The sequence below is a fragment of the Pseudomonas sp. LBUM1653 genome, from assembly GCF_059716115.1.
In genome coordinates this window covers 6623354-6649262 of record NZ_CP166803.1, presented here as the reverse complement: position 1 = coordinate 6649262, position 25909 = coordinate 6623354, and the positions used below count along the sequence as shown (strand labels likewise).

The window sequence follows — 25909 nt, the reverse complement described above, 5'->3', positions numbered from 1 at the left end:
GCGGCGATCCGACTTGCCCGCGAACCAGGCGCCGCGGTGTACCTGCTGCACCGCGTTATCGTTCTTCGCGGGCAAGCCTCGCTCCTACAGAAGATCTCGGGGACAACAAAAGGAGTAGGCCGTGCTTGCGACGGCGTTGGTGTTGGTGGCGGCGCTGCTGCATGCGGCGTGGAATACCCTGATCAAGTTCAGTGCCGAGCGTTTGCTGGTGGTGGCCTGCATGGACAGCGTAGCGATGCTCTTCGTCGCAGTGATGCTGCCGTTTGTGGGGCTGCCGCCACTGGAAATCTGGCCGTGGATTCTCGCCTCGGCAGCGTTCGAGTTGCTTTACCGCTATTTGCTGATCCAGGCCTATCGGGTCGGCGACCTCGGGCTGGTCTATCCGCTGATGCGTGGTTTGTCGCCGCTGGTGGTGTTGGCACTGACCCTGGTTTTTGCCGGGGAAGTGCTGACCTACCAGCAGATCTTCGGAATTCTGCTGATTCCGCTCGGTATGCTTTGCCTGCTCTGGCAGGGGGGAGGCGGTGCACGCTTGCCGTGGTCGATGCTACCTGTGGTCGCATTGATCGGTTTGTGCATTGGTTGCTACACCTTCATCGACGGCCAGGCCTTGCGGCGCTGGTCGCATCCACTGGATTACCTGGTCTGGGTGACGTTGCTCAGTGCCTGGCCGTTTCCGTTGCTGGCCTGGGTTCGCAAGCGGCCGGCGTTCAAACTGTTCTGGCGTGAGCAATGGCGCCTGGGGCTGGCGGTCGGATTCTGCGTGTTGTTCAGCTACGCTCTGGTGCTGTGGGCCATGCAGCTGGGCTCGATTGCCGAAGCGGCGGCCTTGCGCGAGATCAGCGTGATTCTGGTGGTGCTGTTCGGCATGCGTTACCTGAAAGAACCTTTCGGCGGGCCAAGGCTTCTGGCCTGCGGGTTGGTCCTGGTCGGCATGTTGGTAATGAAATTTTGACGGGTCTAAACGTGAAAAAGGGACTGCTTCATGAATGTTGCTCTGTGGTGCATTTTAATCGCGATCATCCTGCCGTATGTGTGTACGGCGGTGGCCAAGATCAGCGGCGGGTACGGTTTGAGACACAATCACGATCCCCGGGGATTTCTCGATTCCCTGGAGGGCTTGGGCAAGCGGGCATATGCGGCGCAACTTAACAGCTTCGAAGTGACCCCGGCGTTCGCGGCGGCGGTGCTCGTGGCGCACCTGGTCGGCAATGCGGAGCTGGTGACGCTTAATGTGCTGTCGGTGTTGTTCATCACCAGTCGGCTGCTTTACATCATTTTCTATCTGGCGGACTGGGCGACTTTGCGGTCGTTAGTGTGGTTTGTGGGGATGGGGTTGATTGTCAGCTTCTTTGTAGTGTCGGCTTAAAGGCAAGATCAAAAGATCGCAGCCTCGTTTCACTCGACAGCTCCTACAGGGATCGAGTGCATCCGCGATAATGCGGCGGATGCGGTCAATGTAGGAGCTGCCGCAGGCTGCGATCTTTTGCTTTAAAGCTTGTCCGCCACTTGCGGCACTTGCGGCAGCGCCGCGCCCTTGGGCCACAACATCCAGATCTGCCCCTGCTGCTTCATGTCTCCAGCCAGTTGCCCGGCCGCATCGCCGGTGCCCCAGAATAGATCTGCACGAACCTCGCCGGCAATTGCGCCGCCGGTGTCCTGGGCAGCCACCGGGCGTACCAGTGCCGTACCGTCCGGTTTGGTGGTGGACAACCACAACAGGCTGCCCAGCGGAATCACCTTGCGATCCACCGCCGCGCTATATCCGGCCGTCAACGGCACGTTCAGCGAGCCGCGCGGCCCTTCGTTGCTGTCCGGGTTCTGGGTAAAAAACACATAGCTTGGGTTGCTGCCGAGCAGTTCTGGAATGCGCGAAGGGTTGGCCTTGGCCCAGCTGCTGATCGCACCCATGGTCACGTCTTCTTTCTTCAATTCGCCTTGCTCCACCAACCAACGCCCGATCGGTCGGTAAGGGTGACCGTTCTGGTCGGCGTAAGCGATTCGCAGCTGACGACCGCTGTCGAGCTGGATACGGCCAGAACCCTGGATTTGCAGGAATTGCAGGTTCATCGGATCGGTCAGCCAGGCCACGACCGGAGCCTTGGCCCCATTGCTGCCGATGGTTGCGGCATCGTCGTAAGGCTTGAGTACGCGGCCTTCAAGTCGACCGCGCAGGCGTTTTCCTTTGAGTTCCGGGTAGATGCTTTCCAGCGAGACGATGATCATGTCTTCAGGCACGCCATACACCGGGATGTTTGCCGATGCGGTTTGGGTCAGGCTGCCGGGGTAGACCGGTTCGTAGTAGCCGGTAATCAATCCGTTGGGATTGTCGTTGGCGGCGCGCAGGCCGTAGACATCCAGGTTCTGCTTGAGAAAGCCGCGAATGTCGCTGGCGCTCTGCGGCACGTTGGCCGCCGCTGCGCAGGTGTTGCCCCAGACCGGGTCGGCCTTGAGTCGGGTGCAGGCGCTGCGCCAGGAGCCGAAACCGGCCACGAGGTCGGTGTCGGAGACTGCCGGCAACGCTTCCCAGGTGGCGCTGGAGTAGGTGGCCAGGGCGTGGGTCTTCGGTTGTTTGTCTTCACCGCCGGTGCAGCCCGCGAGCACGGCCACTATCGGAAGCGTCCAGGCCAGGGGGTGACACCAGGCCTTGAAACGGCTGTTCATGGGGTAATTCCTTTGCCGGTTGCCTGAGTGTGGTGTGCGCTCATGCAACCCGTATTGATAATAGGGGTATTGGTGTTTGCCGGTGACGCGAGGATACTGGCCGACGTTTTCCGTGACCTGAAGCCACCATGACTCTTAAAAGACTTTCTGTTGTATTGCTGGCCTGCCTGACGCTTTGTGCTTGTGGCGGCGTCGACCCCAACTCGCCCCTCGGTCAGCGCAAGGCCATTTTCAAACAGATGCTCAAGACCGGTGAAGACCTGGGCGGCATGTTGCGTGGCCGTATTGCGTTCGATGGCCCCAGGTTCGCTGACGGTGCGGTGAAACTCGATGCGCTGTCCCGTGAACCGTGGAAACATTTTCCGCAGGTGCGTGAAGAAGACCACACCAGTGCCAAGAGTGATGTCTGGGAGAAGCAGGCACGCTTTGAGCAAATGGCTCGCTCCCTTGAAGCCGCCACTGGCGAGCTGGTGATCGCCAGCCAGGTCCAACCCTACAAGGCCAGTAATCTGGGGCCGGCGGTACAGAAGGTCGAAGATGCTTGCAGTGCGTGCCATAAAGAGTTTCGGGATCATTGATCGACGATACCCGGTCTGACACCTTCGCGAGCAGGCTCGCTCCCACAGGGGTATGCGGTCAACTGTGGGAGCGAGCCTGCTCGCGAAGGCGGATTTTGCAACACCAGGGATTGCTGATCTTTACCTGTTCTTATTTATCCAGCTCGTCCACCGCTTCCTGCAATTCCTTGCGGGACTCGGCGAGTTTGTCCTTGCGCTTGTTGATCTTCTCGGGGTCGCCTTTTTTCATGGCTTTATCGAGGTCGGCCTGACGTTTGCTGACTTCGTGCTTGGCGTCGAGCACCTTGTTTTCCCGTTCTTTCTTCAGCGAGGCGTCGGTGCAATTGGCGCTGACTTCGCTCAAGGCTTTCTCCAGGCCGGCCTGCTGGTCGGCATTGCCGTGGGATTTGGCCAGCTCGATCTGATTGATGATGCCTTGCTTCTTGGCGGCGCAGCCGGTCAGGCCCGGGGTGTCTTCGACAGCCGCCATCAAGGGAGTGGCCATTACGCTGCAAAGGGTCAACAGGACCAGCGGTGGAAGAAATTTCATAAAAGCTCCAGGTGAAAAGCATTCGTGTCGATGCAGCGATGGCAAGTTTGAGCCCATTGGGACTTCAGGGTTCCCGGGCGCATGGGCATCACCGGGGCCGAACTAAAAGCCGTCTATGGCAGCCCGGCGCAGCGTTTCACTCAGGGCCAGGACCTGCGGATCGTGAAAAAAAGCCCTCAATTGCGCTGCACGCCCTGGTCCGATGTCGGGTTGGGCCTGCCATTGCTCGATGTCTCGTTGTGTCAGCTCCCGCCATGAATCGCCGAGGTGTGCCTGACCGGTCGGCGGCATGCCCAGGGCTTTGAGCCAGCGGGCGAATGGACGTTGCCGGGCACTGCTGAAACTATTCGCCAGCCGGGCAGCGCTGCGCTCGCCTAAACCGTCAATGTTAGCAAGCTCTTGAGCATCGAGGGTCAACCAATCCAACAGGCTGTTCAGGCGACCTGTTTCAAGAAGTTTTTCCCAAGTGCCGGGGCCGACATGCGGCAGAGCCAATCCCTGTTTGCCGCTGAGCCAGGTCAGGCGCGCGAGAAACTGGCTTTCACATCCTGGGGTCGGATGCCAACAGCTCAATGGATGAAAGTCGGCTGCCAGCGGTACGTTCATTTCAAGGCGTTCGGTATTGCGCAGCACCACGCCATCGAGCCTGGGAATGGTCAGCCCGGCCAGGCTGATGGCAACCTGGTCGCCCGGTCGAATATCCAGCGTTTGCCAGCGTTGCAGGGAGCTCACACTGACGTGCTTGATCTGCTGGTCATCAAGCGTCACCGGGGTCAACTCCAGTACGGGAGTGATCCGTCCTGTGCGGCCAATCTTGAAGTGCACCTTTCGCACCTCGGCCAGTGTCTGAGCGAAGGGATACTTCCAGGCAACGATCCAGTACGGCGCTTTTGCCTGCCAGCGCTCGGCAGGCGGGCGCTGCTCCTGGCGCAGGACGATCCCGTCGCTGGCAAATGGCAGGGGCGAGCGATACCAGTGATCACGCCAGCGCTCGACCTCGGCCAATGAAGTGATGGCCTGGGTGTACGGTGCGGTGCCGGGAAAACCGAGTTTTTCCAGTTCCGCGATACGGGCCGGCACGCTCGACGGACCGTGTGGCCATTCCCAGGCAAACAGGCCGATCCCTTCGGCCTGCTCGATGGTCAACGTCTTGCGGGCCATCAAACCGGCTACCGTGCCGCGGGCGTTTAGGCTCCCGGCGCTGGCTTGCACGTGGTCAGTCAGGCGCCAGTAGAGCTCGCCCTGCACCACCAGGTTCCGTGGCTTTGACAGCCGTTGAGGAATGGCGCCAATCTGACGGGCCGAGGCCGTCCAGTCCTGGCCACGCACACCGTCGCCGCGACTGATCGCCTGCGCCAGCAGGCCTTTACGGTAGACCAGGGTCACCGCCACGCCGTCGACTTTGGGCTGGGCCCAGACCTGCGCGCGATCACGCAGCCAGTGTTCGACGGTGCGAGCGTCTGGCAGTTTTTCCAGGCCGGTATGCGGCACCGGGTGGGCCAGTGGGCCGGTCGCGGTGCGCAATGGATCGGTGGCCGTACCGAGACTGAAGCATTGGCGCCATTCGGTCAGTCGTGCAAAGGACTGATCGTAGAGTTCGTCGGCGATCAGCGAACGGCCTTCACGGTGATAGCTGTCATCCCAGAGGTCGATTTGTTTTTGCAGCGCGGCGAGTTCTTGCGCGGCACGCTCGGGCGGCCAGGCGGGGCATTCGCCAGCAGCTGTGCCCAGGCACAGGCAGATCAGGAGTAAGCCGGTCAGCAGGCGGGTCAGCATCGTGAGCTTCCTTGCTCGATGGAGGTGCCTGAAGGTTAGTCAGCGGCGGGCTGATGGGCTTGCAGCTGTTTTTCGGATTGTTTCTACCCATGAAAAAGCCCCGCACGGCGAACCGTGCGGGGCTTTGGGTACCGCCGGGAAGTCTTACAGGCCGGCAGCGGTGCGCAGGTCGTCGGCGCGGTCGGTTTTTTCCCAGGTGAAGGTGGTGAAGGTGTCATCGCCAACCGTCTTGGTTGCCGGGGTGCGACCGAAGTGGCCGTACGCAGCGGTTTCCTGGTACATCGGGTGCAGCAGGTCAAGCATGGTGGTGATTGCGTAAGGACGCAGGTCGAAAATTTCGCGGACCAGTTTGACGATCTTGTCATCGCTGATCTTGCCGGTGCCGAAGGTATTCAACGAGATCGAGGTCGGCTGGGCGACACCGATGGCGTAGGAGACCTGAATTTCGCAACGCTCGGCGAGGCCCGCAGCCACGATGTTCTTGGCCACGTAACGACCGGCATAGGCAGCCGAGCGGTCAACCTTGGATGGATCCTTGCCGGAGAATGCGCCACCGCCGTGACGGGCCATGCCGCCGTAGCTGTCGACGATGATCTTGCGGCCGGTCAGGCCACAATCGCCCACCGGGCCACCGATGATGAACTGGCCGGTCGGGTTGATGTGGAACTGCGTGTCCTTTGACAGCAGCTCGGCAGGCAGCACGTGCTTGACGATCAGTTCCATCACGCCTTCGCGCAGGTCGGTGTACGACACTTCCGGGTTGTGCTGGGTCGACAGAACAACCGCGTCGATGCCGACAACCTTGCCGTTTTCGTAGCGGCAGGTCACTTGCGACTTGGCGTCCGGACGCAGCCAAGGCAGCAGACCGGATTTACGAGCTTCGGCCTGACGTTGCACAAGCTGGTGCGAGAACGTGATCGGTGCAGGCATCAGCACGTCGGTTTCGTTGCTGGCGTAGCCGAACATCAGGCCCTGGTCGCCGGCGCCCTGATCTTCAGGCTTGGCACGGTCGACACCCTGGTTGATGTCAGGGGACTGCTTGCCGATGATGTTCATCACGCCGCAGGTCGCACCGTCGAAGCCGACGTTGGAGCTGGTGTAGCCGATGTTGGTGATGACGTCACGAACGATCTGCTCCAGGTCAACCCAGGCTGAGGTGGTGACTTCGCCAGCGATGATCGCCACACCGGTTTTCACCAGAGTCTCGCACGCCACGCGGGCGAACTTGTCTTCAGCAATGATGGCGTCCAGCACCGCATCAGAAATCTGGTCGGCGATTTTGTCCGGATGCCCTTCAGACACGGACTCGGAGGTGAAAAGGGAGTATTCGCTCATCTCGATGTTTTCCTGAAATTACCGATGGTGAGTGTCGCCAGCCGACCGCTGAAAATGGCGGACCTGAATCTGGAAACCATTACGTAAGCCTACATAGAGGCTTTCTCCGGGGACGAGCCCCGCAGCGGTGGCCCAACGGGCCAGATCGTCCTGTTCAAACCCCAGCCAGAGATCACCGCAGGCCTCCTTGGCCCAACTCTGGTTGTGGCTACATAATTCTGTCACCAGCAGGCTGCCGCCTGGTTGCAGCAAATTGGCCATGTGCTTGAGCGCATCGGCCGGCGCGGCAAAATGATGCAACACCATGTTCAGTACAACGCAATCAGCCTTGAGGCTGACGCCGTTCAGGGCATCGGCCAGTTGCAGGCTAACGTTAGTCAGCGAATCGCGTTCGCATACCTGACGCGCCAGTTCGAGCATGGCCTGGCTATTGTCCAGTGCCGTCACCTGAGTGAAACGGCGCGCCAGTTCCGGCAGGAATGCACCGTCGCCGGGGCCGACTTCGATCGCCGTGGCATCGCTGCCGAAGCTCAGTTTGTCGAGCAGGGCCACCACGCTTTCGCGGTACTGCGCCAAGCCGGCGATCAAGTCTTGCTGGGCGCGAAATTTCTCGGCGACCCGTGAGAAAAAGTCCTGGCTGGCCGCCTCGCGTTGCTTGTGGACCTGAGTGATCCGCATCTGCACGTCGGCAGGCAAGGTCAGGTTGTCCACTTCTTCAAGCAAGGCCGCGTGCAGTTTGCCCCCCGGCAACTCAGTGTGGGGCAGGGCGCGACGGTAGAAAATCGCATTGCCTTCACGGCGCGTTGCTACCAGATCGGCCTGGGCCAGCACCTTGAGGTGATGACTCATGCCCGATTGGCCGATGCCGAAGATCTGCGCCAGTTCCAGTACGCCGAACGAATCGTTGGTCAGCGCGCGCAAGACATTCAGGCGCAGAGGGTCGCCGCCGGCCTTGCACAAGGCCGCCAGCTCATCACAATCGTCCTGGCGAATGGAAGGCGCGCGTAAATTCATAGGCCGGCAGTCTAGTCACGCGCCGGAAGCACCGCAAGATCAATATCAAAAAGTTTTGATATTGATCGATAGATGGCACTTCTCACGAACTGGTTAACTCTACAAACCAACAGCGGAAAGGTTTCACCCACCTAATCCGTCGTTAAGCGTTGGAAAAACGCCTCCAGATGACTTTCTGTCATTGCCCCGAGGCGTCCCGGTGAGGGAAAATGCTCGCCTTTTTTCCGTTTCATTTTTATTCACTCTCGATTCAGAACCCGCAGGAGAACAGCGATGCCTAGCCGTCGTGAGCGTGCCAACGCCATTCGTGCCCTCAGCATGGATGCCGTGCAAAAAGCCAACAGCGGCCATCCCGGTGCCCCCATGGGTATGGCGGATATCGCCGAGGTGCTTTGGCGCGACTACCTCAAGCACAACCCGAGCAATCCATCGTTCGCTGACCGTGACCGCTTCGTGCTGTCCAATGGTCACGGCTCGATGTTGATCTACTCGCTGCTGCACCTGACCGGCTACGATCTGTCGATCGATGACCTGAAACAGTTCCGCCAGCTGCACAGCCGCACCCCGGGTCACCCGGAACTCGGCTACACCCCGGGCGTCGAGACCACCACCGGTCCGCTGGGCCAGGGCCTGGCCAATGCCGTGGGCTTTGCCCTGGCTGAAAAAGTCATGGCGGCGCAGTTCAACCGTCCTGGCCACAACATCGTCGACCACCACACCTACGTGTTCCTGGGTGATGGCTGCATGATGGAAGGCATCTCCCACGAAGTCAGCTCCCTGGCCGGTACCCTGGGCCTGGGCAAGCTGATCGCCTTCTACGATGACAACGGCATCTCCATCGACGGCGAAGTCGAAGGCTGGTTCACCGATGACACGCCAAAGCGCTTCGAATCGTACAACTGGCAAGTGATCCGCAACGTCGACGGTCACGACCCGGAAGAGATCAAGACCGCGATCGAGACGGCGCGCAAAAGCCCGCAGCCGACCCTGATCTGCTGCAAGACCACCATCGGCTTCGGTTCGCCGAACAAGCAAGGCAAGGAAGACTGCCACGGCGCCCCGCTGGGTGACGCGGAAATCGCCCTGACCCGTGCGGCGCTGAAGTGGAACCACGGCCCGTTCGAAATTCCGGCCGAGATTTATGCCCAATGGGATGCCAAGGAAGCCGGCCGCGCGGTCGAAGCCGAGTGGGACCAGCGTTTCGCTGCCTACTCCGCTGCGTTCCCGACCGAAGCCAACGAACTGGTACGTCGTCTGAGCGGCGAACTGCCGGCCGACTTCAGCGAAAAAGCCGCGGCCTACATCGCCGAAGTGGCGGCCAAGGGTGAAACCATCGCCAGCCGTAAAGCCAGCCAGAACGCCCTGAATGCGTTCGGCCCGCTGCTGCCTGAGTTCCTCGGCGGTTCGGCTGACCTGGCCGGTTCCAACCTGACTCTGTGGAAAGGTTGCAAGGGCGTCACCGCCGAAGACGCCAGCGGCAACTACATGTACTACGGCGTGCGCGAGTTCGGCATGACCGCGATCATGAACGGCGTTGCCCTGCACGGCGGCCTGGTGCCTTACGGCGCGACCTTCCTGATGTTCATGGAATACGCGCGCAACGCGGTGCGCATGTCGGCCCTGATGAAGCAGCGCGTGATCCACGTCTACACCCACGACTCCATCGGTCTGGGCGAAGACGGCCCGACTCACCAGCCAATCGAGCAGTTGGCCAGCCTGCGCTGCACGCCGAACCTCGACACCTGGCGTCCGGCCGATGCCGTTGAATCGGCAGTGTGCTGGAAATATGCGCTGGAGCGTAAAGACGGTCCTTCGGCGCTGATCTTCTCGCGTCAGAACCTGCAGCACCAAACCCGTGATGCCAGCCAGATTGCCGACATCAGCCGCGGTGGCTACGTGCTCAAGGACTGTGCAGGCGAGCCTGAGCTGATCCTGATCGCCACCGGTTCGGAAGTGGGTCTGGCCGTTCAGGCCTTCGACAAACTGACCGAACAGGGCCGCAAGGTGCGTGTGGTTTCCATGCCATGCACCAGCGTGTTCGACGCCCAGGACGCCGGTTACAAGCAATCGGTCTTGCCGCTGCAGGTCAGCGCCCGTATCGCGATCGAAGCTTCCCACGCGGACTACTGGTACAAGTACGTCGGCCTGGAAGGTCGCGTAATCGGCATGACCACCTACGGCGAGTCGGCGCCTGCGCCTGCCTTGTTCGAAGAGTTCGGCTTCACCCTGGAAAATATCCTGGGTCAGGCTGAAGAGCTGCTGGAAGACTAAGCGCAACGGCTGCTGCGATCCTGTAGGAGCTGCCGCAGGCTGCGATCTTTTGATCTTGATCTTAAAAGATCGCAGCCTCGTTTCACTCGACAGCTCCTACAGGGGTTTGTGTTGTTAACGAGATTTCGTCTGACTGCGTCTATCGAGAACCCCCATGCCTCAACCGCGTCCCTACAAAGTTGCACTCAACGGCTACGGCCGGATTGGTCGTTGCGTCTTGCGTGCGCTGTTTGAGCGAGGCTCGACGGCTGGGTTCGAGATTGTCGCGATCAACGACCTGGCCGACATGGCCAGTATTGAGTACCTGACACGCTTCGACTCCACCCACGGGCGTTTTCCCGGTGAAGTGAAGGTCGATGGCGATTGTCTGCATATTAATGGCGACTGCGTGAAGGTCCTGCGCAGTGCCACTCCCGAAGGCATCGATTGGGCGTCGTTGGGCGTCGATCTGGTGCTGGAATGCTCCGGCGCTTACCACACTCGCGAAGACGGCCAGCGGTTCCTCGACGCCGGCGCCCCGCGCGTGCTGTTTTCCCAGCCGATGGCCAGCGAGGCCGATGTCGATGCCACGATCGTCTACGGCGTGAACCAGGATTGCCTGACGGGCGATGAGTTGCTGGTGTCCAACGCCTCCTGCACGACCAACTGCGGCGTGCCGTTGTTGCGACTGCTGGATCAGGCCATCGGTCTTGAGTACGTGTCGATTACCACCATCCATTCGGCAATGAACGACCAGCCGGTGATCGACGCTTATCATCATGAAGACCTGCGCCGCACCCGTTCGGCGTTTCAGTCGGTGATTCCGGTGTCCACCGGTCTGGCGCGCGGCATCGAACGCTTGCTGCCGGAACTTGCCGGGCGAATTCAGGCCAAAGCCGTACGTGTGCCGACGGTTAACGTGTCCTGCCTCGACATTACGATGCAGACCGTTAGCGACACCGACGCCACCGAGGTCAACCGGATCCTGCGCGAGGCTGCCACCAGCGGCCCGCTCAAAGGCCTTCTGGCCTATACCGAGTTGCCTCACGCAAGCTGTGATTTCAACCACGACCCACATTCGGCGATCGTCGATGCCAGTCAGACTCGAGTTTCCGGCCCCAGGCTGGTGAACATCCTGGCCTGGTTCGACAACGAATGGGGTTTTGCCAACCGAATGCTGGATGTTGCGGAACACTATCTGCACACAGCCTCAAAAAAACCTGCTCTCTAAGAACAGCTACTCAGGAAATGCGACCCATGACCGTGTTGAAGATGTCCGACCTCGATCTGCAAGGTAAGCGCGTACTGATTCGCGAAGACCTCAACGTCCCAGTCAAGGACGGTGCTGTCACCAGCGACGCGCGAATCCTGGCTTCGCTGCCGACCATCAAGCTGGCCCTGGAAAAAGGCGCGGCCGTGATGGTTTGCTCGCACCTTGGCCGTCCGACCGAAGGCGAATTCTCGGCCGAAAACAGCCTCAAGCCAGTGGCTGACTACCTGAGCAAGGCCCTGGGCCGCGAAGTGCCGTTGGTGGCTGACTACCTGGGTGGCGTCGACGTAAAAGCCGGCGACATCGTGCTGTTTGAAAACGTGCGCTTCAACAAAGGCGAAAAGAAGAACGCGGATGAACTGGCCAAGCAATACGCGGCCCTGTGCGACGTGTTCGTGATGGACGCCTTCGGTACCGCGCACCGCGCCGAGGGTTCGACCCACGGCGTGGCCAAGTTCGCCAAGGTTGCTGCCGCGGGCCCGCTGCTCGCCGCCGAATTGGACGCGCTGGGCAAGGCCCTGGGCGCACCGGCACAGCCGATGGCCGCCATCGTGGCCGGCTCCAAGGTATCGACCAAGCTTGACGTACTTAACAGCCTGAGCCAGATCTGCAACCAGCTGATCGTCGGCGGCGGTATCGCCAACACCTTCCTGGCGGCTGCCGGTCACCCGGTCGGCAAATCGCTGTACGAGCCGGACCTGCTGGACACCGCTCGCGCCATCGCTGCTAAAGTCAGCGTGCCGCTGCCAGTGGACGTGGTGGTTGCCAAGGAATTCGCTGAAAGCGCGACGGCCACTGTCAAGTTGATCGCCGATGTTGCCGCCGACGACATGATTCTCGACATTGGCCCACAGACGGCGGCGAACTTCGCCGAACTGCTGAAATCGTCCAAGACCATTCTGTGGAACGGTCCGGTTGGCGTGTTTGAATTCGACCAGTTCGGTAACGGCACCAAAGTGCTGGCCCAGGCTATCGCGGACAGCGCGGCATTCTCCATTGCTGGCGGCGGCGACACCCTGGCGGCCATCGATAAATATGGCGTTGCCGAGCAAATCTCCTACATTTCTACCGGCGGCGGCGCGTTCCTGGAGTTCGTCGAAGGCAAGGTGTTGCCAGCCGTTGAAGTCCTGGAAAGCCGGGCCAAGGCCTGAGGGTCGCCCGTTTGACCAGGCAAGGGAGTGTTCAAATGGTCAAGACCTTAGCGCTGTTGATCGTCGCGGGATCGCTGGCGGCTTGCGGGAGTAACCCCAAAGCCAAGCCGGAACCTGCGCCGTCCGCGCCCCAGAACGGTTGTTATCAAGCCGACTGGCAGGCGGAAACCAACCCGGTGCTCAACAAGCGTTCCGGGCCTGATGGCCTGGACAAATACGAGACACAGACCCCCGCCAAGGAACATGGTTGTCCTTGACGGGTCTGACTCTTTACTCAGTGCTGGCGGTGTCTGCCGTCAGTCGAGGGACACGGATGAAAGGCTTTATCGCCATTACGGCGCTGGCATTGCTGGGCGGGTGCGCCAACTGGAACCCGTTCCAGTCGTCCGCCCCCGCGGATGACTGGACCACTTGGACCTGCGACAGCCAGGCCAAGGTGGTTTGGCGCTACACCGACGACAGCCGCAACGAAGTCGACGTTCGACTGGGCGGAGCCGATCAGGTCCATCGCCTGAAGCAAGAGCCGGGCGCGTCGGGTTCGCTGTACAGCGACAACATGCTGGCGTTTCACATGAAAGGTGAGGAAGGCCTGGTCTACTGGGTCGCCACCAATGATTTGATTGGCCGTGGCTGTAAGGCGCAATAACTGACACACCACGGACCCAATGTGGGAGCGAGCCTGCTCGCGATGGGCGTTAACGATAACGCTGGCTGTCTGGTTAAACGCGTTGTCCAGAAGTCCATCGCGAGCAGGCTCGCTCCCACAGGGGTCTTTGTAGTTTTTGAGATTTTGGCAACACCCGAATTCGCAGCCCGGACCAACCCCCGATCTGCAATAACTTGAATAGCCGCCGCCGCTACGGCAGGCTGGCACGATTAACGACCCAAACCGGGAGAGACACACACAATGGCACTTATCAGCATGCGCCAGATGTTGGACCACGCAGCCGAGTTCGGCTACGGCGTTCCAGCCTTCAACGTCAACAACCTTGAGCAGATGCGCGCCATCATGGAAGCCGCTGACAAGACTGACTCCCCGGTGATCGTCCAGGCTTCGGCCGGTGCTCGCAAATACGCCGGCGCACCGTTCCTGCGTCACCTGATCCTGGCAGCCATCGAAGAATTCCCGCACATCCCGGTGTGCATGCACCAGGACCACGGTACCAGCCCTGACGTCTGCCAGCGCTCCATCCAGCTGGGCTTCAGCTCGGTGATGATGGACGGTTCCCTGGGTGAAGACGGCAAGACCCCGACCGACTACGACTACAACGTCCGCGTTACCCAACAAACCGTGGCGATGGCTCACGCCTGCGGCGTATCGGTAGAGGGCGAGCTGGGCTGCCTGGGTTCGCTGGAAACCGGCATGGCCGGTGAAGAAGACGGCATTGGCGCCGAAGGCGTTCTGGATCACAGCCAGATGCTGACCGACCCGGAAGAAGCCGCTGACTTCGTCAAACGCACCCAGGTCGATGCCCTGGCCATCGCCATCGGCACCAGCCACGGCGCCTACAAGTTCACCAAACCGCCTACCGGCGACGTGTTGGCGATCGACCGCATCAAGGAAATCCACAAGCGCATTCCGAACACTCACCTGGTCATGCACGGTTCGTCTTCGGTTCCGCAAGAGTGGCTGGCGATCATCAACCAGTACGGCGGCGACATCAAAGAAACCTACGGCGTACCGGTTGAAGAAATCGTCGAAGGCATCAAGCACGGCGTGCGCAAGGTCAACATCGACACCGACCTGCGTCTGGCATCCACTGGCGCCATGCGTCGCCTGATGGCCACCAACCCGAGCGAATTCGACCCGCGTAAATTCTTCGGCGCCACCGTGACCGCCATGCGCGACGTGTGCATCGCCCGTTACGAAGCCTTCGGTACCGCGGGCAACGCTTCGAAGATCAAGCCGATCTCCCTGGAAGGGATGTATCAGCGTTATCTGAAAGGTGAGTTGAACGCCAAGGTCAACTAAGCCTTAAGTGTTTGATAAAAAACCCGCCGCCAGGCGGGTTTTTTTATTGAAGAGCCGTAGTTTTGACAAATTCGATATCAAGTATGTGGAGCGTCTGAGTGTGTGGGTCGCTATATACGCGTTTTCCCTTGAGTGATTCATAACGTCGATTAATGGCTTCGAGGATAAAATAACCAGATCGTGCGTTGTGGTCACGAGTGTTTGACCCGGCAAAGTAAATGTCGGTTTGAGCGCCGTTCGCATTTCTGAACCGATAGTCCCCGACCAACAGGTAATCAATCATGCCAATACGTAAAGTACCTGTCATGGCGCCGCTTCTATCAATGCTCGAAGTGATGTTCAATTCGTAAGGCGTTCCTGCTTTATCCATGGCGCTGTAAGTGGCAGTGATGTAGCCCAGCATGTTGATGTTTTCCTTAGCACTCATGGAGCCTTCTTCCTTGGTTTGATCTGGAGACCAGGAGAACTATGTTTTTTTGGTTGCTGACCAAGAATAATTTCGAGGTGGCGAATATTCACCTGTTACAAATGACAGTTATTTATTCGATATTGTTATCTTGGAGCGGATTTTCAGTAATAAGCCTTCAATTGCATGAAAAACCCGCCGTGAGGCGGGTTCTTTTGTGAGCGCAGGTTCAGGATCAAAAGATCGCCTATTTATCGTGATCAATATCCAGCTTGCTGAACGTCACCTTCCCGCCCTCACTGGTGTACCCGGTGTTGTCCTGCACATACACCCCGGCCTTGAAGTACAGCGGTTTATCACGCCAGGTGGCGCTGATATTGGTATCCCACTGGTAACCCGCCGCGCTGACGCCTAGTGCGCCGCCGGGGCTCAAGTGAATGAGGTAGTTGAATTCACTATTGAGCTTGATCCCGCTGGCGAGGGTGATGACCCGGCTTTCGGCGTCGTCGGGGTGCATGCGCACTTTGATGACGAGGTTACCGGTCGCGGTTTTTGTTTTGTATTGGTATTCGAGTTTGACCATCGGCTTCTGGCTGTTATAGGCGTGGATCTGCCCAATCACGATCTTGCCCGAGCTCGGGACCTGGTTCACAGCCAGCGTGGCGTGAAGCAAGTTGTCGGCATCCGGGTAGTACCAGTTACGTAGCGTGCCATTGCTATAGGTTTCACGCAGTTCAGTACGGGGGTAGATCGCGTTTTCAGTGCGCGAGCCGGTCACCGGTGACCAGAAAAACAATGTGCCCGTGTCAGAATGGAAGTATTGATCCTTGAAGCCGTCCACCAGTTTTGAGGTTTCAACAGTGTATGGCGGGCTGCCGACAGGAACACTGAGGTTCCAGGTTGCGAGGTCGATCATAGTCAAAGCTTCCGCAATTTATTACTGCACGCACGTACCAATGGCTCTAGCACGTGCCTTTGGGGTCGGTAGTTATAAGCGTAGCGGGCCATTTTGTTAACGCCCGCCGGGCAGTTAAATGGCGTCAACATCCTGTCGAAATGCCATCCTTCCCGGTTTTAGCGGGCTGCGTGGCCGACCGTTAGTCGGCTAATGACGCTTCGGCCGAATGATGGCGCTCTGACACCTTCTGCTTTCACTGATCCCGGTCTAGAGTGAAGGCACAGTATCTGTCCGGTTTTCACGAGAAGTCGGCCTGACCTCCAGACCTAGAGAAGCAGCATGGAATGCGCGCACCCAATGCCAGCTGAAGGCCATTCAACCCTGTTGATCGTCGATGACTACCCTGAAAACCTGGTCAGCATGCGCGCATTGCTGCAGCGCCAGGATTGGCAGGTCATCACCGCTGCCTCCGGGTTCGAGGCGCTCGGGCTGTTGCTTGAACACGATGTCGACCTGGTGTTGCTGGATGTGCAGATGCCAGGCATGGACGGTTTCGAAGTGGCGCGCCTGATGCGCGGCAGCCAACGGACGCGTTTGACACCGATCATTTTCCTGACCGCCAATGAACAGTCCCAGGATGCTGTGATCAAGGGTTACGCCAGTGGCGCGGTGGATTACCTGTTCAAACCCTTCGACCCGCAAATTCTCAAGCCCAAGGTCCAGGCGCTGCTCGAACATCAGCGCAATCGCCGGGCATTGCAGCGCCTGAGTCATGACCTGGAGGTCGCTCGCGCATTCAACGCTTCGGTGCTGGACAACGCTGCCGAGGGCATCCTGGTGGTCAGTGAGGACGGTCTGATCCGTTTCGCCAACCCGGCGATGTCGCGACTGCTCAACGCTACGGTGCTGGAACTGCAGGGCAAGGAGTTCCTGGATTTTCTGCAAAAACCGCACATACCGGTCTGGGCCGATTCTGACCTGTTGACCGGTTACAAGCGCGGCGAGACCTTGCGCCTGCACGACGCATTGCTGCGTACCGCCCCCGGGCAACAGGTGCCGGTGGCACTGTCTTGCGCGCCACTGCCCTCGGACCAGCACGCGATGGTAGTGACAGTGCTGGACATGTCGGTGGTGCGCCACCTGCATCAGCAGCTTGAATTCCAGGCGGTCACCGATCCGCTGACCGGGCTGCTCAACCGTCGCGGCTTTTACCAGACCGTGGAAAACCTGCTGTTGCGCGGCGAACGTTCCGACAGCGCCTGGGTCCTGTTGTACCTGGACCTCGACGGCTTCAAGCGGGTCAACGATTCTCTCGGTCACGATGCCGGCGATCGGGTATTGCGATGGGTGTCCGAACAGTTGAAGGCCTGCCTGCGCCCGTTCGATATCCTGGCACGCATGGGGGGCGATGAATTCACGGCGCTTTTGGACCTGGAGTTTCCCGAGCAAGCGGCCAAAATTGCGGAAAAGCTCATCGAGCGGGTGTCGATCTGCCAGCAAATCGACGGTCTGGATATCGTCCTCGGTGCCAGTATTGGCATTGCCACGTATCCCGATTGTGGCGCCAATCTCGACGGCTTGATGCGCGCGTCCGACATCGCCATGTACGAAGCCAAGCGCGCCGGTCGTCAACAGTATCGGTTTTACGATCACGAAATGAACGGTCGGGCCCGTTCGCGGCTGATGCTCGAAGAAAGCGTGCGCACGGCCATCGAGAACCGTGATTTCAATCTCGTGTATCAGCCGCAAGTGGCTGTTGCCGATGGGCGGATTCGCGGGTTTGAGGCGTTGCTGCGCTGGCAGCACCCGAGCGTCGGCGACGTTCCGCCAGGATTGTTTTTGCCGCTGCTGGAAGAGGCGCGGTTGATCAGCCGCCTGGGCAGCTGGATCTACCAGCGCAGTGCCGGGCAGCGCAAAGCCTGGGAGACCCTGTTTGCCGAGGATCTGGTGGTGAGCGTCAGTTTGAGCAGCAGCCAGTTTGCCATGCCCAATCTGGTCACCGAGTTGCGCCAGGTCGTGGAGCGACATGGCTTGAAGCCGCGTCATCTGGAAGTCGAAGTGACGGAAGCGGCCTTGATGCATAACCCTGAGGAAACCCGTAAACAGCTGCGTTTGCTGCGCAATCTGGGGGTGCGGGTGGCGCTGGACGATTTCGGCTCCGGCCCGTGTTCGCTGTCCCACTTGCGCGATCTGGAACTGGATACGCTCAAGCTCGATCGCCATCTGATCAGCCGTCTTCCTGAGTCCTCAAGGGACGCGGCCCTGGTGCGCAATGTGATCGACCTGTGCAAAGAGTACGGGATGCTGGTGATTGCCGAAGGGGTCGAAACCCTGGCGCAATACCAGTGGCTGCAAGCCAATGGCTGTGAATATGTGCAAGGTTTTCTGATAGCCCGGCCGATGATGGCCGAGGACACCGAGTACTTTGTGCAGCCCTTCGACTGGGGCGCGCTGACCCGCTGAATTCGCTACACTGGCGACCTTTTGGTGATTTGTGTTGCTGCTCCGATGACCGCGTTGAAATACCTCCAGGCTTATCCGGCTACCTTGCAGGACCAGGTGCGTCAGTTGATCGCCGACGGCCGGCTGGGCGATTACCTGAGCCAGCGCTACCCGCAAAAGCATGCCGTGCAGAGCGACAAAGCGCTGTACACCTATGCGCTGGATCTCAAGCAGGAATACTTGCGTAACGCCCCGTCCATCGACAAAGTACTCTTCGACAACCGTCTGGACCTGACCCACCGTGCACTTGGCCTGCACACCACGATCTCCCGGGTGCAAGGCGGCAAGCTCAAGGCCAAGAAAGAAATCCGCATTGCCTCATTGTTCAAGGAGGCGCCGTCGGAGTTCCTGAAAATGATCGTGGTGCATGAGTTGGCGCACTTCAAGGAGTCCGACCACAACAAGGCATTCTACAAACTGTGCGAGCACATGTTGCCCGGGTATCACCAGGTGGAATTCGATGTGCGGGTGTACCTGACCTGGCGGGATTTGCCGACGCCCACAGGCGCGTAGGAGCTGCCGAAGGTTCGGGCCGCGATCGGACGATCTTTTGATCTTAAAATGGAGCAAACGTGACAGACGTAAGCAAGACCAAGAGCAGCTTCTACCGCCGCTTGTACGTGGCGTACCTGATCGACAGCGGTCTGGCTAGCAGCGTTCCGGCATTGACCGAAGTCACCGGTATGCCCCGGCGCACAGCCCAGGACACCATCGCCGCCCTGGCGGATCTGGATATCATTTGCGAGTTCGAGCAGGAAGAGGGCGCGCGCAACCATGCCGGGCGCTATCGGATTCGCGGGTGGGGGGCGATTGATCGCGGGTGGATCGAGTGTAATCTTCGGCAGATCAAGGCGGTTCTGGAATACCCCTGAATTTCTGCGGTGTTTGATCTGGCGCTTTCGCGAGCAGGCTCGCTCCCACATTGGATCTCCACCTGACACAGAAATTGTGTACGACCGCGATCAAATGTGGGAGCGAGCTTGCTCGCGATGGGGCCTTCAGGAACGACGCATGCCGATATGTGGAATGCCATCCTCGACATATTCCTCGCCCGCCACTTCAAACCCGTACCGCCCGTAATACCCCTGCAAATGCGCCTGAGCCGAGAGATAGACCGGCATCTCAGGCCAGCGCTTTTCAATCTGCTTCAGCGCCTGGGCCATCATCTCATGCCCCAGTCCGGTGCCTCGCGCCTGTGGCGCAATGATCACGCGGCCGATCACCACGTCACCGCCCTGTAGCTCGGGATCGAGCAAGCGCAGGTAGGCTACCAGCCGATCTTCGTCCCAAGCCATCAAATGACAGGTGTCGCCCTCCAGGTCCTGGCCATCGATGTCCTGATAGATGCATTTCTGCTCGACGACGAACACCTCGGCGCGCAGTTGCAAAATGGCATACAGCTGCTCTTTGCCCAGATCGCTGTGGTGTTTGCAGACCCAGTTGATTGTCATGTGTCGATTCCCTGAAAACGTCCTTGTGATACTAAGCGCCTCGACGATAGATGTCTGTATGGCGTAGAAATCTGTGACAAAGACCAAAATGCCATCATTCATTTAGCGCGACGCTGTCTTCTTTGTGTAATCTGAAATGAAGCGATGTGCAGTGCTGCAACGAGCTTACATTGAGTGCCTGGGGGTGCCGGTACGGGGTCTTGGCGTTTTAGCTGAAAACACGTCGGGCAACCCGCCCACTAAGGATTTTCTGGCATGCCGCGATTGCATCGAGCCTTTGCCTTGATTGGATTGCTGTTGCTGACTGAAACTGTGGCAGCAGAAAAGTTGCGGCTGGTGGCGGATGCCTGGCCACCCTTTACCGACGCCACGCTATATAACGGCGGGTTGGCCACGGATATCGTCAGTACCGCCTTGGCGCGGGCCGGCTATGCCAGTGATTTCCAGCAGGTGCCCTGGGCGCGGGCGTTGCTGGGGGTGGGCGAGGGCCGCTATGACGTTCTGGTCAATGCCTGGTTCGATGAGGAGCGCACAAGGCTCGGGCAGTTTTCGGGCGAGTACCTGGTCAATCGCGTGCGCTTTCTCAAGCGTAAAGATGCACCCATCGAATTCGGCAATTTGCAGCAGCTATACACCTATCCGATTGCGGTGGTGCGTGGTTACGCCTATTCACCCACCTTCGATCAAGATGTGTCATTGCAGAAGATTCCGGTACACAACTTCGCCATGGCCGTGCGCATGGTCGCTGCCGACAGGGTCAAGCTGACCCTGGAAGACGAATACGTCGCTCGTTACTACCTGGCCCGCGAGTCCCCCAAGGTCCGCAGTGCCGTGGAGTTCTTACCCAAACCACTGAGCGAGAACGGGTTGCACATCCTGGTCAGCCTGAAAAATCCGCAGCATGAGCAGATCGTCGCCGGTTTTGACCGCGCCATAGCGGCAATGAAGGCCGACGGCAGTTATGCACGGTTGATGAAGCGACACGGGATGTAATGGGCCGGTGCAGAAACCAGCGCTCTCAATCCTCACTCGTGTCCTTGATCAAATGCGCCGCCAGCGTGCGCAACGGCCCCAATTGCCGACAGATCAACGCCAGTTGCGTCTGCACCAATCGCTGGCCCTCGTCGATTTCATCGGGCATCTGCTCGAGCGTGTTGGCCAGCGCTTCCTCCTCATCGCTCTGAATGGCAACGGCGGATTTACTCGCCAGGCCTTGGGCAATTTCATCGATGCTGGCGGCCAGTTTCACCCCCGCGCCTTCGATCAGATGTTCGCGTACGTCCTGCGGTAATTGGGTTTCCCGGTGTGCACCCAGCCCGGACAAATAACTGAGCAAGGTGTGCGACAGCACCAGGAAGCGGAACCCGACATCCGCTTCCTTACGGAAATGTCCCGGCTCCATCAGCATGTTGGCCAAGGTGGTCGACAGCGCCGCGTCGGCGTTGTGTGCGTTGCGCCGCGCCAGGCGATACGCCAGGTCGTCGCTTTTGCCGGCGGCGTATTGCTGCATGATCTGGCGCAGGTAAATGCTGTTGCAGGTCAGGGTGTTGGCCAGCACTTTATTCAGGCGCCGACCCTGCCAGTCCGGCAGGAACAGGAACACCGCCAGCCCGGCGATCAGGCTGCCGAGCAGGGTATCGAACAGGCGAGGCAGGAACAGCCCGTAACCGTCGCCCACCTGGTTGAAGCAGAACAGCACCATCAGGGTGATCGCCGCCGTCGCCAACGTGTAGCGCGTGGTGCGGTTGGTAAAGAACACCACCCCGGCGGCAATCGCGAAACACGACTGGATCAGCGGGTTCGGGAACAGGTCGAACAGTGCCCAGGCCAGGGTCAGGCCGATCGCGGTGCCGATGATCCGCTGGCCGAGCTTGCGCCTTGTTGCACCGTAGTTCGGTTGGCAGACAAACAGCGTCGTGAGGATGATCCAATAACCCTGGGACGGGTGGATCAAATGCACCATCGCGTAGCCGATGCTCAAGGCCAGGGGCAAGCGCAGGGCATGGCGAAACAGCAAAGACGTCGGCGTCAGCTGCGTGCGCAAGCGTACCCAGACATCCTTGAAATTGCGCGGCGAGCGGTCGAGCAGGCTGCTGTCGGTGGCGTCGGCCAGGGTGTCGGGGTTGCTGGCATCGCTGAGCAGGCGGTCGAGTGTGCCCAGGTTGGCCGCCAGTGCCCGCAGTGAGCGCAGCAGCCCGCGCCAGGCGGGATTGCTCTGGATGCGCAGGTGTTCGAGGGAGGCGTGCAGGTCGCCTAGGGCTTCGGCGAAACTCGCGTCATAGGTGAACGGCTGGCGCATCTGGATCGATTCGGCCAGAGCGCGGCAGGCCTTGCCTTGCTGGCGTAGCAGGCGCTGACAGCGGAACAGCACGTCGCTGTGGAAGAACGCTTCGGCCAGGGCGTTGTAAGGGTAGTGCGAGGAACTGGCGCGTTCGTGGATGTCCTGGGCGAGGAAGTACAGCTTCAGGTAGCGGCTGACTTTCGAGCCGGGGCGACCGTTGCCGACCCGGTGCAGGATGATTTCCTTGGCCGCGTTCAGTGCGGCGACGACGCGGCCGTTCTGCTGGGCCAGTTCCAGTCGACGGGCTTGCACGTCCATCTGGCGGATCGGCTCGAACAACGACGATTTCAACTTCAGGTAAAAACCCAGTTCCCGGAACAGCCGCGCCAGGCTTTGCTGCACCGGCTGATTGGAAAACAACGCCTGCCACAGCACCGACAGCAACCCGTACCAGGCCGCACCGGCCACCAGCAGCACCGGCTCATGCCAGAAATCGGTGACCGCGCCGCCGCGCTGATCGACACCGATCATGGTGTAGACAGAAAGAATCAGCGTCGCCGAGGCAATCGCCCCATAACGCTCGCCAAGGGCGCCGAGCATGGTCAGGCAAAAGGCGGCCAGGGCGAAGGCGATGATAAAGAGAATGGGGTAGGGGAACAGCAGTTCGACCGACAGTGCGGCGACTGCGAAACACACCAGCGTTACCGCCAGCGCGTTGAGGCGCCCCTGCCAGCTGTCATCGGTTTCGGCCAGGGCGCTGGCGATAATCCCCAGGAACAACGGGATCAGCAGTCCCATTTCATCCTGATACCAGCACAGCGCCATGGTGCCGGTCAGGGCGATGAATACCCGCACGCTGTAGCTGAATTTATCCAGCGCCCAAAGGCGGCGCAGAGACTGACGGAACGAAGTCGATGACATGAAGTGCGAGGGCCTTCCGAGGCAATGACGCTAAATTGAGCCAGTAATGACGCCGACGCAATGGCGACGATCACATCTGACAGCAAAATCTGTTCCTTTATCGATCAGTGCAAAATCAATGTGGGAGCGACGGTGCGACGATTCGACCTGCTCGCGAAAGCGGTGGATCAGCCGACATCAATGGAGGCTGACAGATTGCATTCGCGAGCAGGCTCGCTCCCACAGTTTTTTTTTGTTTTCAGACGTACTGCGCAGCCGCGTAGCCCGAAGCCCAGGCCCACTGGAAGTTAAAACCGCCCAGATGCCCGGTGACGTCCAGCACTTCACCGATGAAATACAGGCCAGGGCACTTCAGCGATTCCATGGTCTTGGACGACACTTCGTTGGTATTGACGCCGCCCAGCGTCACTTCGGCCGTGCGATAGCCTTCGGTGCCGGCCGGTACGACTTTCCAGCTCGCCAGTTTTTCGGCGATGTCGGCCAGTTCCGCGTGGGTGTATTGCTTCATTGGTTTGGAAACGAACCAGTTATCGGCCAGCAGGTTGGCCATTTTCTTGGTGAAGATTTCCCCGAGCAGGGTTTTCAGCTCACTGTTGGGACGTTCGGCTTGTTGCTGTTGCAGCCAGCTCGGTACGTCGTGGTCCGGCATCAGGTTGATTTCAACCGTGTCGCCGGATTCCCAGAACGAAGAAATCTGCAAAATCGCTGGCCCGCTGAGGCCGCGGTGGGTGAACAGGATGTTCTCGCGAAAGCTCTGGTCATTGCAGCTAACCAGACAATCGACCGAGGTGCCGGACAACTCGGTGCACAGCTCCTTGAGTTGATCGGTGATGGTGAACGGCACCAGCCCGGCGCGGGTAGGCAGCAGTTCGTGGCCGAATTGCCTGGCCACTTGATAGCCGAAACCGGTGGCGCCCAGGGTTGGAATCGACAAGCCGCCAGTGGCGATCACCAGCGATTCGCAGGTGATCTGGCCCATGGCGGTGTCCAGCAAATAGCCCTTCTCGAGCTTCTCGATGGTCTGGATCGAGGTGTCCAGGTGCAGGCTGACGCCGACCTGATCGCACTCATCGAGCAACATTTCGAGGATGTCGCTGGACTTGTTATCGCAGAACAGCTGGCCAAGTTTTTTCTCGTGGTATGGCACGCCGTGCTTGGCCACCATGCCGATGAAGTCCCACTGGGTGTAGCGCGCGAGGGCGGATTTGCAGAAGTGGGCGTTCTGCGAGAGAAAATTGCCCGGTTCTGTGTACATGTTGGTGAAATTGCAGCGGCCACCGCCCGACATCAGGATTTTCTTGCCGGCCTTGTTGGCGTGGTCGAGTAGCAACACTTTGCGCCCGCGCCCGGCGGCGGTCAGTGCACACATCAACCCTGCGGCGCCAGCGCCAATGATCACGACTTCGGTAGAGCGCAAAACGGTGTCCTCACACTAAATTCAAATTCACCGGGAAACCAATGTGGGAGCGAGCTTGCTCGCGATGACGGACTGACAGGCAACATTGATGTTGAATGTACTGGCCTCATCGCGAGCAAGCTCGCTCCCACAGGGAAATGCGTTGTTGTTACAGGATGCGCACGCGCAACGAACGGCCTTTGATCTTGCCGTCGTTCAGGCGCTGCAAGGCCTGCTTGGCGATCCCGCGTTCCACGGCCACGAAGGCCTGGAAGTCGAAAATCGCGATCTTTCCGACCTGGGCGCCCGGAATACCAGCGTCACCGGTCAGTGCGCCCAGGATATCGCCCGGGCGAACCTTGTCTTTACGACCGGCGCCGATGCACAGGGTGCTCATCTGCGGCAGCAGCGGACCGCCGCCCTGGGAGGTGAGGTTGTCCACCTGATCCCAGTTCAGCGGGTTCTTCTGCAATTGCTCGATGGCCTGGGCGCGGTGCGCTTCGGACGGTGCGACCAAGCTGATGGCGAGACCTTTTTCACCGGCGCGACCGGTACGGCCAACGCGGTGGATGTGGATTTCCGAATCACGGGCCAGCTCGACGTTGATCACCATGTCCAGCGAATCGATGTCCAGGCCGCGTGCGGCGACGTCGGTGGCTACCAGGACGGAGGTGCTGCGGTTGGCGAACATCGCCAGCACCTGGTCGCGATCACGCTGTTCCAGATCGCCGTGCAGGCCGACGGCGGAGATACCTTTGGCCGTCAGGTGATCAACGGTTTCCTGGACCTGCTGCTTGGTGAAGCAGAACGCCACGCAGGACGCCGGGCGGAAATGGCCCAGCACCTTGGTCACGGCGCTCATGCGATCGTCCGGGGAAATTTCGTAGAAGCGCTGCTCGATCTGCGTATCGTCGTGGAACGCCTCGGCCTTCACTTGCTGCGGGTTGCGCATGAACTTCGACGCCAGCTGCTTGATGCCCACCGGGTAGGTGGCGGAGAACAGCAGGGTCTGGCGACGCTCCGGGGCCTGCATGATGATTTCTTCGATAGAGTCGTAGAAACCCATGTCGAGCATGCGGTCGGCTTCGTCGAGGATCAGGGTGTTGAGGCCATGCAGGACCAGCGAGCCCTTGCGCAGGTGCTGCTGGATGCGTCCAGGGGTGCCGACGATGATGTGCGCACCGTGTTCCAGCGAAGCGATCTGCGGACCGAGGGACACGCCGCCGCACAGGGTCAGGACCTTGATGTTGTCTTCGGCACGGGCCAGGCGACGGATTTCCTTGGCAACCTGGTCGGCCAGCTCACGGGTCGGGCACAGAATCAGCGCCTGGCAACCGAAGTAGCGCGGGTTGATCGGGTTGAGCAGGCCGATGCCGAAGGCAGCGGTCTTGCCGCTGCCGGTCTTGGCCTGGGCGATCAGGTCCATCCCCTTGAGGATCACCGGCAAGCTTTGCGCCTGGATCGGCGTCATCTGGGCATAACCGAGGGAGTCGAGGTTAGCCAGCATGGCGGCGG

24 protein-coding genes are annotated in these 25909 nt (G+C 59.8%); 13 read left to right on the top strand and 11 right to left on the bottom strand.

The window, feature by feature from the left end; all coding sequences use genetic code 11:
* The first annotated feature begins 121 nt into the window (after positions 1-121).
* Positions 122-955, top strand: a complete 834-nt coding sequence (locus ACA054_RS30085) for an EamA family transporter (protein WP_497687375.1) — start codon at positions 122-124, stop codon at positions 953-955.
* 30 nt (positions 956-985) lie between these two features.
* Entirely contained in the window at positions 986-1369 is a 384-nt protein-coding gene (locus ACA054_RS30080) for an MAPEG family protein (protein ID WP_497687374.1), read from the top strand.
* Between the two features lie 122 nt (positions 1370-1491).
* Here ACA054_RS30080 and mltA read toward each other — a convergent pair whose 3' ends face one another.
* A complete protein-coding gene (gene mltA / locus ACA054_RS30075) occupies positions 1492-2664 on the bottom strand; it encodes a murein transglycosylase A (protein ID WP_497687373.1) in 1173 nt (390 codons plus the stop codon).
* 128 nt (positions 2665-2792) lie between these two features.
* Here mltA and ACA054_RS30070 point away from each other — a divergent pair, with 128 nt between their 5' ends.
* On the top strand, positions 2793-3242 hold the full coding sequence (locus ACA054_RS30070; RefSeq protein ID WP_497687372.1) for a c-type cytochrome: 450 nt from the start codon (positions 2793-2795) through the stop codon (positions 3240-3242).
* A 130-nt stretch (positions 3243-3372) separates the two neighbouring features.
* Here the strand turns inward: ACA054_RS30070 and ACA054_RS30065 are convergent, their stop codons facing one another.
* The 4 genes from ACA054_RS30065 to ACA054_RS30050 all read right to left on the bottom strand — a co-directional run bounded on the left by ACA054_RS30065 (position 3373) and on the right by ACA054_RS30050 (position 7896).
* On the bottom strand, positions 3373-3771 hold the full coding sequence (locus ACA054_RS30065; RefSeq protein ID WP_497687371.1) for a DUF1090 domain-containing protein: 399 nt from the start codon (positions 3769-3771) through the stop codon (positions 3373-3375).
* A 102-nt stretch (positions 3772-3873) separates the two neighbouring features.
* A complete protein-coding gene (ligB, locus tag ACA054_RS30060) occupies positions 3874-5547 on the bottom strand; it encodes an NAD-dependent DNA ligase LigB (RefSeq protein WP_497687370.1) in 1674 nt (557 codons plus the stop codon).
* A gap of 144 nt (positions 5548-5691) precedes the next feature.
* Positions 5692-6882 carry a methionine adenosyltransferase gene (gene metK / locus ACA054_RS30055; protein ID WP_497687369.1) on the bottom strand — a complete coding sequence of 397 codons (1191 nt, stop codon included), beginning with the start codon at positions 6880-6882 and terminating at the stop codon, positions 5692-5694.
* Between the two features lie 18 nt (positions 6883-6900).
* Positions 6901-7896, bottom strand: coding sequence for an ArsR/SmtB family transcription factor (locus ACA054_RS30050; protein WP_497687368.1), 996 nt, complete (start codon positions 7894-7896; stop codon positions 6901-6903).
* Positions 7897-8169: 273 nt separating this feature from the next.
* On the opposite strand from ACA054_RS30050, the gene tkt reads away from it, so the two are divergent.
* From tkt to fba, 6 genes are all read left to right on the top strand, one after another.
* Positions 8170-10167, top strand: coding sequence for a transketolase (gene tkt / locus ACA054_RS30045; protein WP_497687367.1), 1998 nt, complete (start codon positions 8170-8172; stop codon positions 10165-10167).
* 154 nt (positions 10168-10321) lie between these two features.
* A complete protein-coding gene (gene epd, locus ACA054_RS30040) occupies positions 10322-11377 on the top strand; it encodes an erythrose-4-phosphate dehydrogenase (protein ID WP_497687366.1) in 1056 nt (351 codons plus the stop codon).
* Positions 11378-11403: 26 nt separating this feature from the next.
* A complete protein-coding gene (locus ACA054_RS30035) occupies positions 11404-12567 on the top strand; it encodes a phosphoglycerate kinase (RefSeq protein WP_497687365.1) in 1164 nt (387 codons plus the stop codon).
* Between the two features lie 35 nt (positions 12568-12602).
* On the top strand, positions 12603-12824 hold the full coding sequence (locus ACA054_RS30030; RefSeq protein WP_497687364.1) for a hypothetical protein: 222 nt from the start codon (positions 12603-12605) through the stop codon (positions 12822-12824).
* Positions 12825-12880: 56 nt separating this feature from the next.
* Positions 12881-13213: an MliC family protein gene (locus tag ACA054_RS30025; RefSeq protein ID WP_497687363.1), complete on the top strand. Its 333-nt coding sequence runs from the start codon at positions 12881-12883 to the stop codon at positions 13211-13213.
* A gap of 261 nt (positions 13214-13474) precedes the next feature.
* Positions 13475-14539: a class II fructose-bisphosphate aldolase gene (gene fba / locus ACA054_RS30020; RefSeq protein WP_007975467.1), complete on the top strand. Its 1065-nt coding sequence runs from the start codon at positions 13475-13477 to the stop codon at positions 14537-14539.
* Positions 14540-14582: 43 nt separating this feature from the next.
* Here fba and ACA054_RS30015 read toward each other — a convergent pair whose 3' ends face one another.
* Positions 14583-14966, bottom strand: coding sequence for a hypothetical protein (locus ACA054_RS30015; protein WP_497687362.1), 384 nt, complete (start codon positions 14964-14966; stop codon positions 14583-14585).
* Between the two features lie 226 nt (positions 14967-15192).
* Entirely contained in the window at positions 15193-15861 is a 669-nt protein-coding gene (locus ACA054_RS30010) for a polysaccharide lyase family 7 protein (RefSeq protein WP_497687361.1), read from the bottom strand.
* A gap of 321 nt (positions 15862-16182) precedes the next feature.
* Here ACA054_RS30010 and ACA054_RS30005 point away from each other — a divergent pair, with 321 nt between their 5' ends.
* The 3 genes from ACA054_RS30005 to ACA054_RS29995 are packed head-to-tail and all read left to right on the top strand — an operon-like array spanning position 16183 to position 19217.
* On the top strand, positions 16183-18306 hold the full coding sequence (locus ACA054_RS30005; protein WP_497687360.1) for a putative bifunctional diguanylate cyclase/phosphodiesterase: 2124 nt from the start codon (positions 16183-16185) through the stop codon (positions 18304-18306).
* A 45-nt stretch (positions 18307-18351) separates the two neighbouring features.
* Positions 18352-18858: a M48 metallopeptidase family protein gene (locus ACA054_RS30000; RefSeq protein ID WP_497687359.1), complete on the top strand. Its 507-nt coding sequence runs from the start codon at positions 18352-18354 to the stop codon at positions 18856-18858.
* Positions 18859-18917: 59 nt separating this feature from the next.
* Positions 18918-19217 (top strand): winged helix-turn-helix domain-containing protein, encoded by a 300-nt coding sequence (locus ACA054_RS29995; protein ID WP_497687358.1) that lies wholly within the window; start codon positions 18918-18920, stop codon positions 19215-19217.
* A gap of 126 nt (positions 19218-19343) precedes the next feature.
* Here the strand turns inward: ACA054_RS29995 and ACA054_RS29990 are convergent, their stop codons facing one another.
* Positions 19344-19796 (bottom strand): GNAT family N-acetyltransferase, encoded by a 453-nt coding sequence (locus ACA054_RS29990; RefSeq protein ID WP_497687357.1) that lies wholly within the window; start codon positions 19794-19796, stop codon positions 19344-19346.
* A 255-nt stretch (positions 19797-20051) separates the two neighbouring features.
* Here ACA054_RS29990 and ACA054_RS29985 point away from each other — a divergent pair, with 255 nt between their 5' ends.
* Positions 20052-20789 carry a substrate-binding periplasmic protein gene (locus ACA054_RS29985; RefSeq protein WP_497687356.1) on the top strand — a complete coding sequence of 246 codons (738 nt, stop codon included), beginning with the start codon at positions 20052-20054 and terminating at the stop codon, positions 20787-20789.
* Positions 20790-20814: 25 nt separating this feature from the next.
* On the opposite strand, the gene yccS is transcribed toward ACA054_RS29985, so the two are convergent.
* The 3 genes from yccS to dbpA form a co-directional block, all read right to left on the bottom strand.
* Positions 20815-22998, bottom strand: coding sequence for a YccS family putative transporter (gene yccS, locus ACA054_RS29980; RefSeq protein ID WP_497687355.1), 2184 nt, complete (start codon positions 22996-22998; stop codon positions 20815-20817).
* Between the two features lie 238 nt (positions 22999-23236).
* Positions 23237-24415, bottom strand: coding sequence for a BaiN/RdsA family NAD(P)/FAD-dependent oxidoreductase (locus ACA054_RS29975; protein ID WP_497687354.1), 1179 nt, complete (start codon positions 24413-24415; stop codon positions 23237-23239).
* A gap of 148 nt (positions 24416-24563) precedes the next feature.
* Entirely contained in the window at positions 24564-25901 is a 1338-nt protein-coding gene (gene dbpA, locus ACA054_RS29970; RefSeq protein WP_497690393.1) for an ATP-dependent RNA helicase DbpA, read from the bottom strand.
* Positions 25902-25909: the final 8 nt, after the last annotated feature.

Excerpts from the sequence above, each read along its gene's own strand:
- ACA054_RS30080 (WP_497687374.1), top strand. The coding sequence starts at position 986 with ATGAATGTTGCTCTGTGGTGCATTTTAATCGCGATCATCCTGCCGTAT.
- mltA (WP_497687373.1), bottom strand. The coding sequence starts at position 2,664 with ATGAACAGCCGTTTCAAGGCCTGGTGTCACCCCCTGGCCTGGACGCTT.
- ACA054_RS30070 (WP_497687372.1), top strand. The coding sequence starts at position 2,793 with ATGACTCTTAAAAGACTTTCTGTTGTATTGCTGGCCTGCCTGACGCTT.
- ACA054_RS30065 (WP_497687371.1), bottom strand. The coding sequence starts at position 3,771 with ATGAAATTTCTTCCACCGCTGGTCCTGTTGACCCTTTGCAGCGTAATG.
- ligB (WP_497687370.1), bottom strand. The coding sequence starts at position 5,547 with ATGCTGACCCGCCTGCTGACCGGCTTACTCCTGATCTGCCTGTGCCTG.
- metK (WP_497687369.1), bottom strand. The coding sequence starts at position 6,882 with ATGAGCGAATACTCCCTTTTCACCTCCGAGTCCGTGTCTGAAGGGCAT.
- ACA054_RS30050 (WP_497687368.1), bottom strand. The coding sequence starts at position 7,896 with ATGAATTTACGCGCGCCTTCCATTCGCCAGGACGATTGTGATGAGCTG.
- tkt (WP_497687367.1), top strand. The coding sequence starts at position 8,170 with ATGCCTAGCCGTCGTGAGCGTGCCAACGCCATTCGTGCCCTCAGCATG.
- epd (WP_497687366.1), top strand. The coding sequence starts at position 10,322 with ATGCCTCAACCGCGTCCCTACAAAGTTGCACTCAACGGCTACGGCCGG.
- ACA054_RS30035 (WP_497687365.1), top strand. The coding sequence starts at position 11,404 with ATGACCGTGTTGAAGATGTCCGACCTCGATCTGCAAGGTAAGCGCGTA.
- ACA054_RS30030 (WP_497687364.1), top strand. The coding sequence starts at position 12,603 with ATGGTCAAGACCTTAGCGCTGTTGATCGTCGCGGGATCGCTGGCGGCT.
- ACA054_RS30025 (WP_497687363.1), top strand. The coding sequence starts at position 12,881 with ATGAAAGGCTTTATCGCCATTACGGCGCTGGCATTGCTGGGCGGGTGC.
- fba (WP_007975467.1), top strand. The coding sequence starts at position 13,475 with ATGGCACTTATCAGCATGCGCCAGATGTTGGACCACGCAGCCGAGTTC.
- ACA054_RS30015 (WP_497687362.1), bottom strand. The coding sequence starts at position 14,966 with ATGAGTGCTAAGGAAAACATCAACATGCTGGGCTACATCACTGCCACT.
- ACA054_RS30010 (WP_497687361.1), bottom strand. The coding sequence starts at position 15,861 with ATGATCGACCTCGCAACCTGGAACCTCAGTGTTCCTGTCGGCAGCCCG.
- ACA054_RS30005 (WP_497687360.1), top strand. The coding sequence starts at position 16,183 with ATGGAATGCGCGCACCCAATGCCAGCTGAAGGCCATTCAACCCTGTTG.
- ACA054_RS30000 (WP_497687359.1), top strand. The coding sequence starts at position 18,352 with ATGACCGCGTTGAAATACCTCCAGGCTTATCCGGCTACCTTGCAGGAC.
- ACA054_RS29990 (WP_497687357.1), bottom strand. The coding sequence starts at position 19,796 with ATGACAATCAACTGGGTCTGCAAACACCACAGCGATCTGGGCAAAGAG.
- ACA054_RS29985 (WP_497687356.1), top strand. The coding sequence starts at position 20,052 with ATGCCGCGATTGCATCGAGCCTTTGCCTTGATTGGATTGCTGTTGCTG.
- yccS (WP_497687355.1), bottom strand. The coding sequence starts at position 22,998 with ATGTCATCGACTTCGTTCCGTCAGTCTCTGCGCCGCCTTTGGGCGCTG.
- dbpA (WP_497690393.1), bottom strand. The coding sequence starts at position 25,901 with ATGCTGGCTAACCTCGACTCCCTCGGTTATGCCCAGATGACGCCGATC.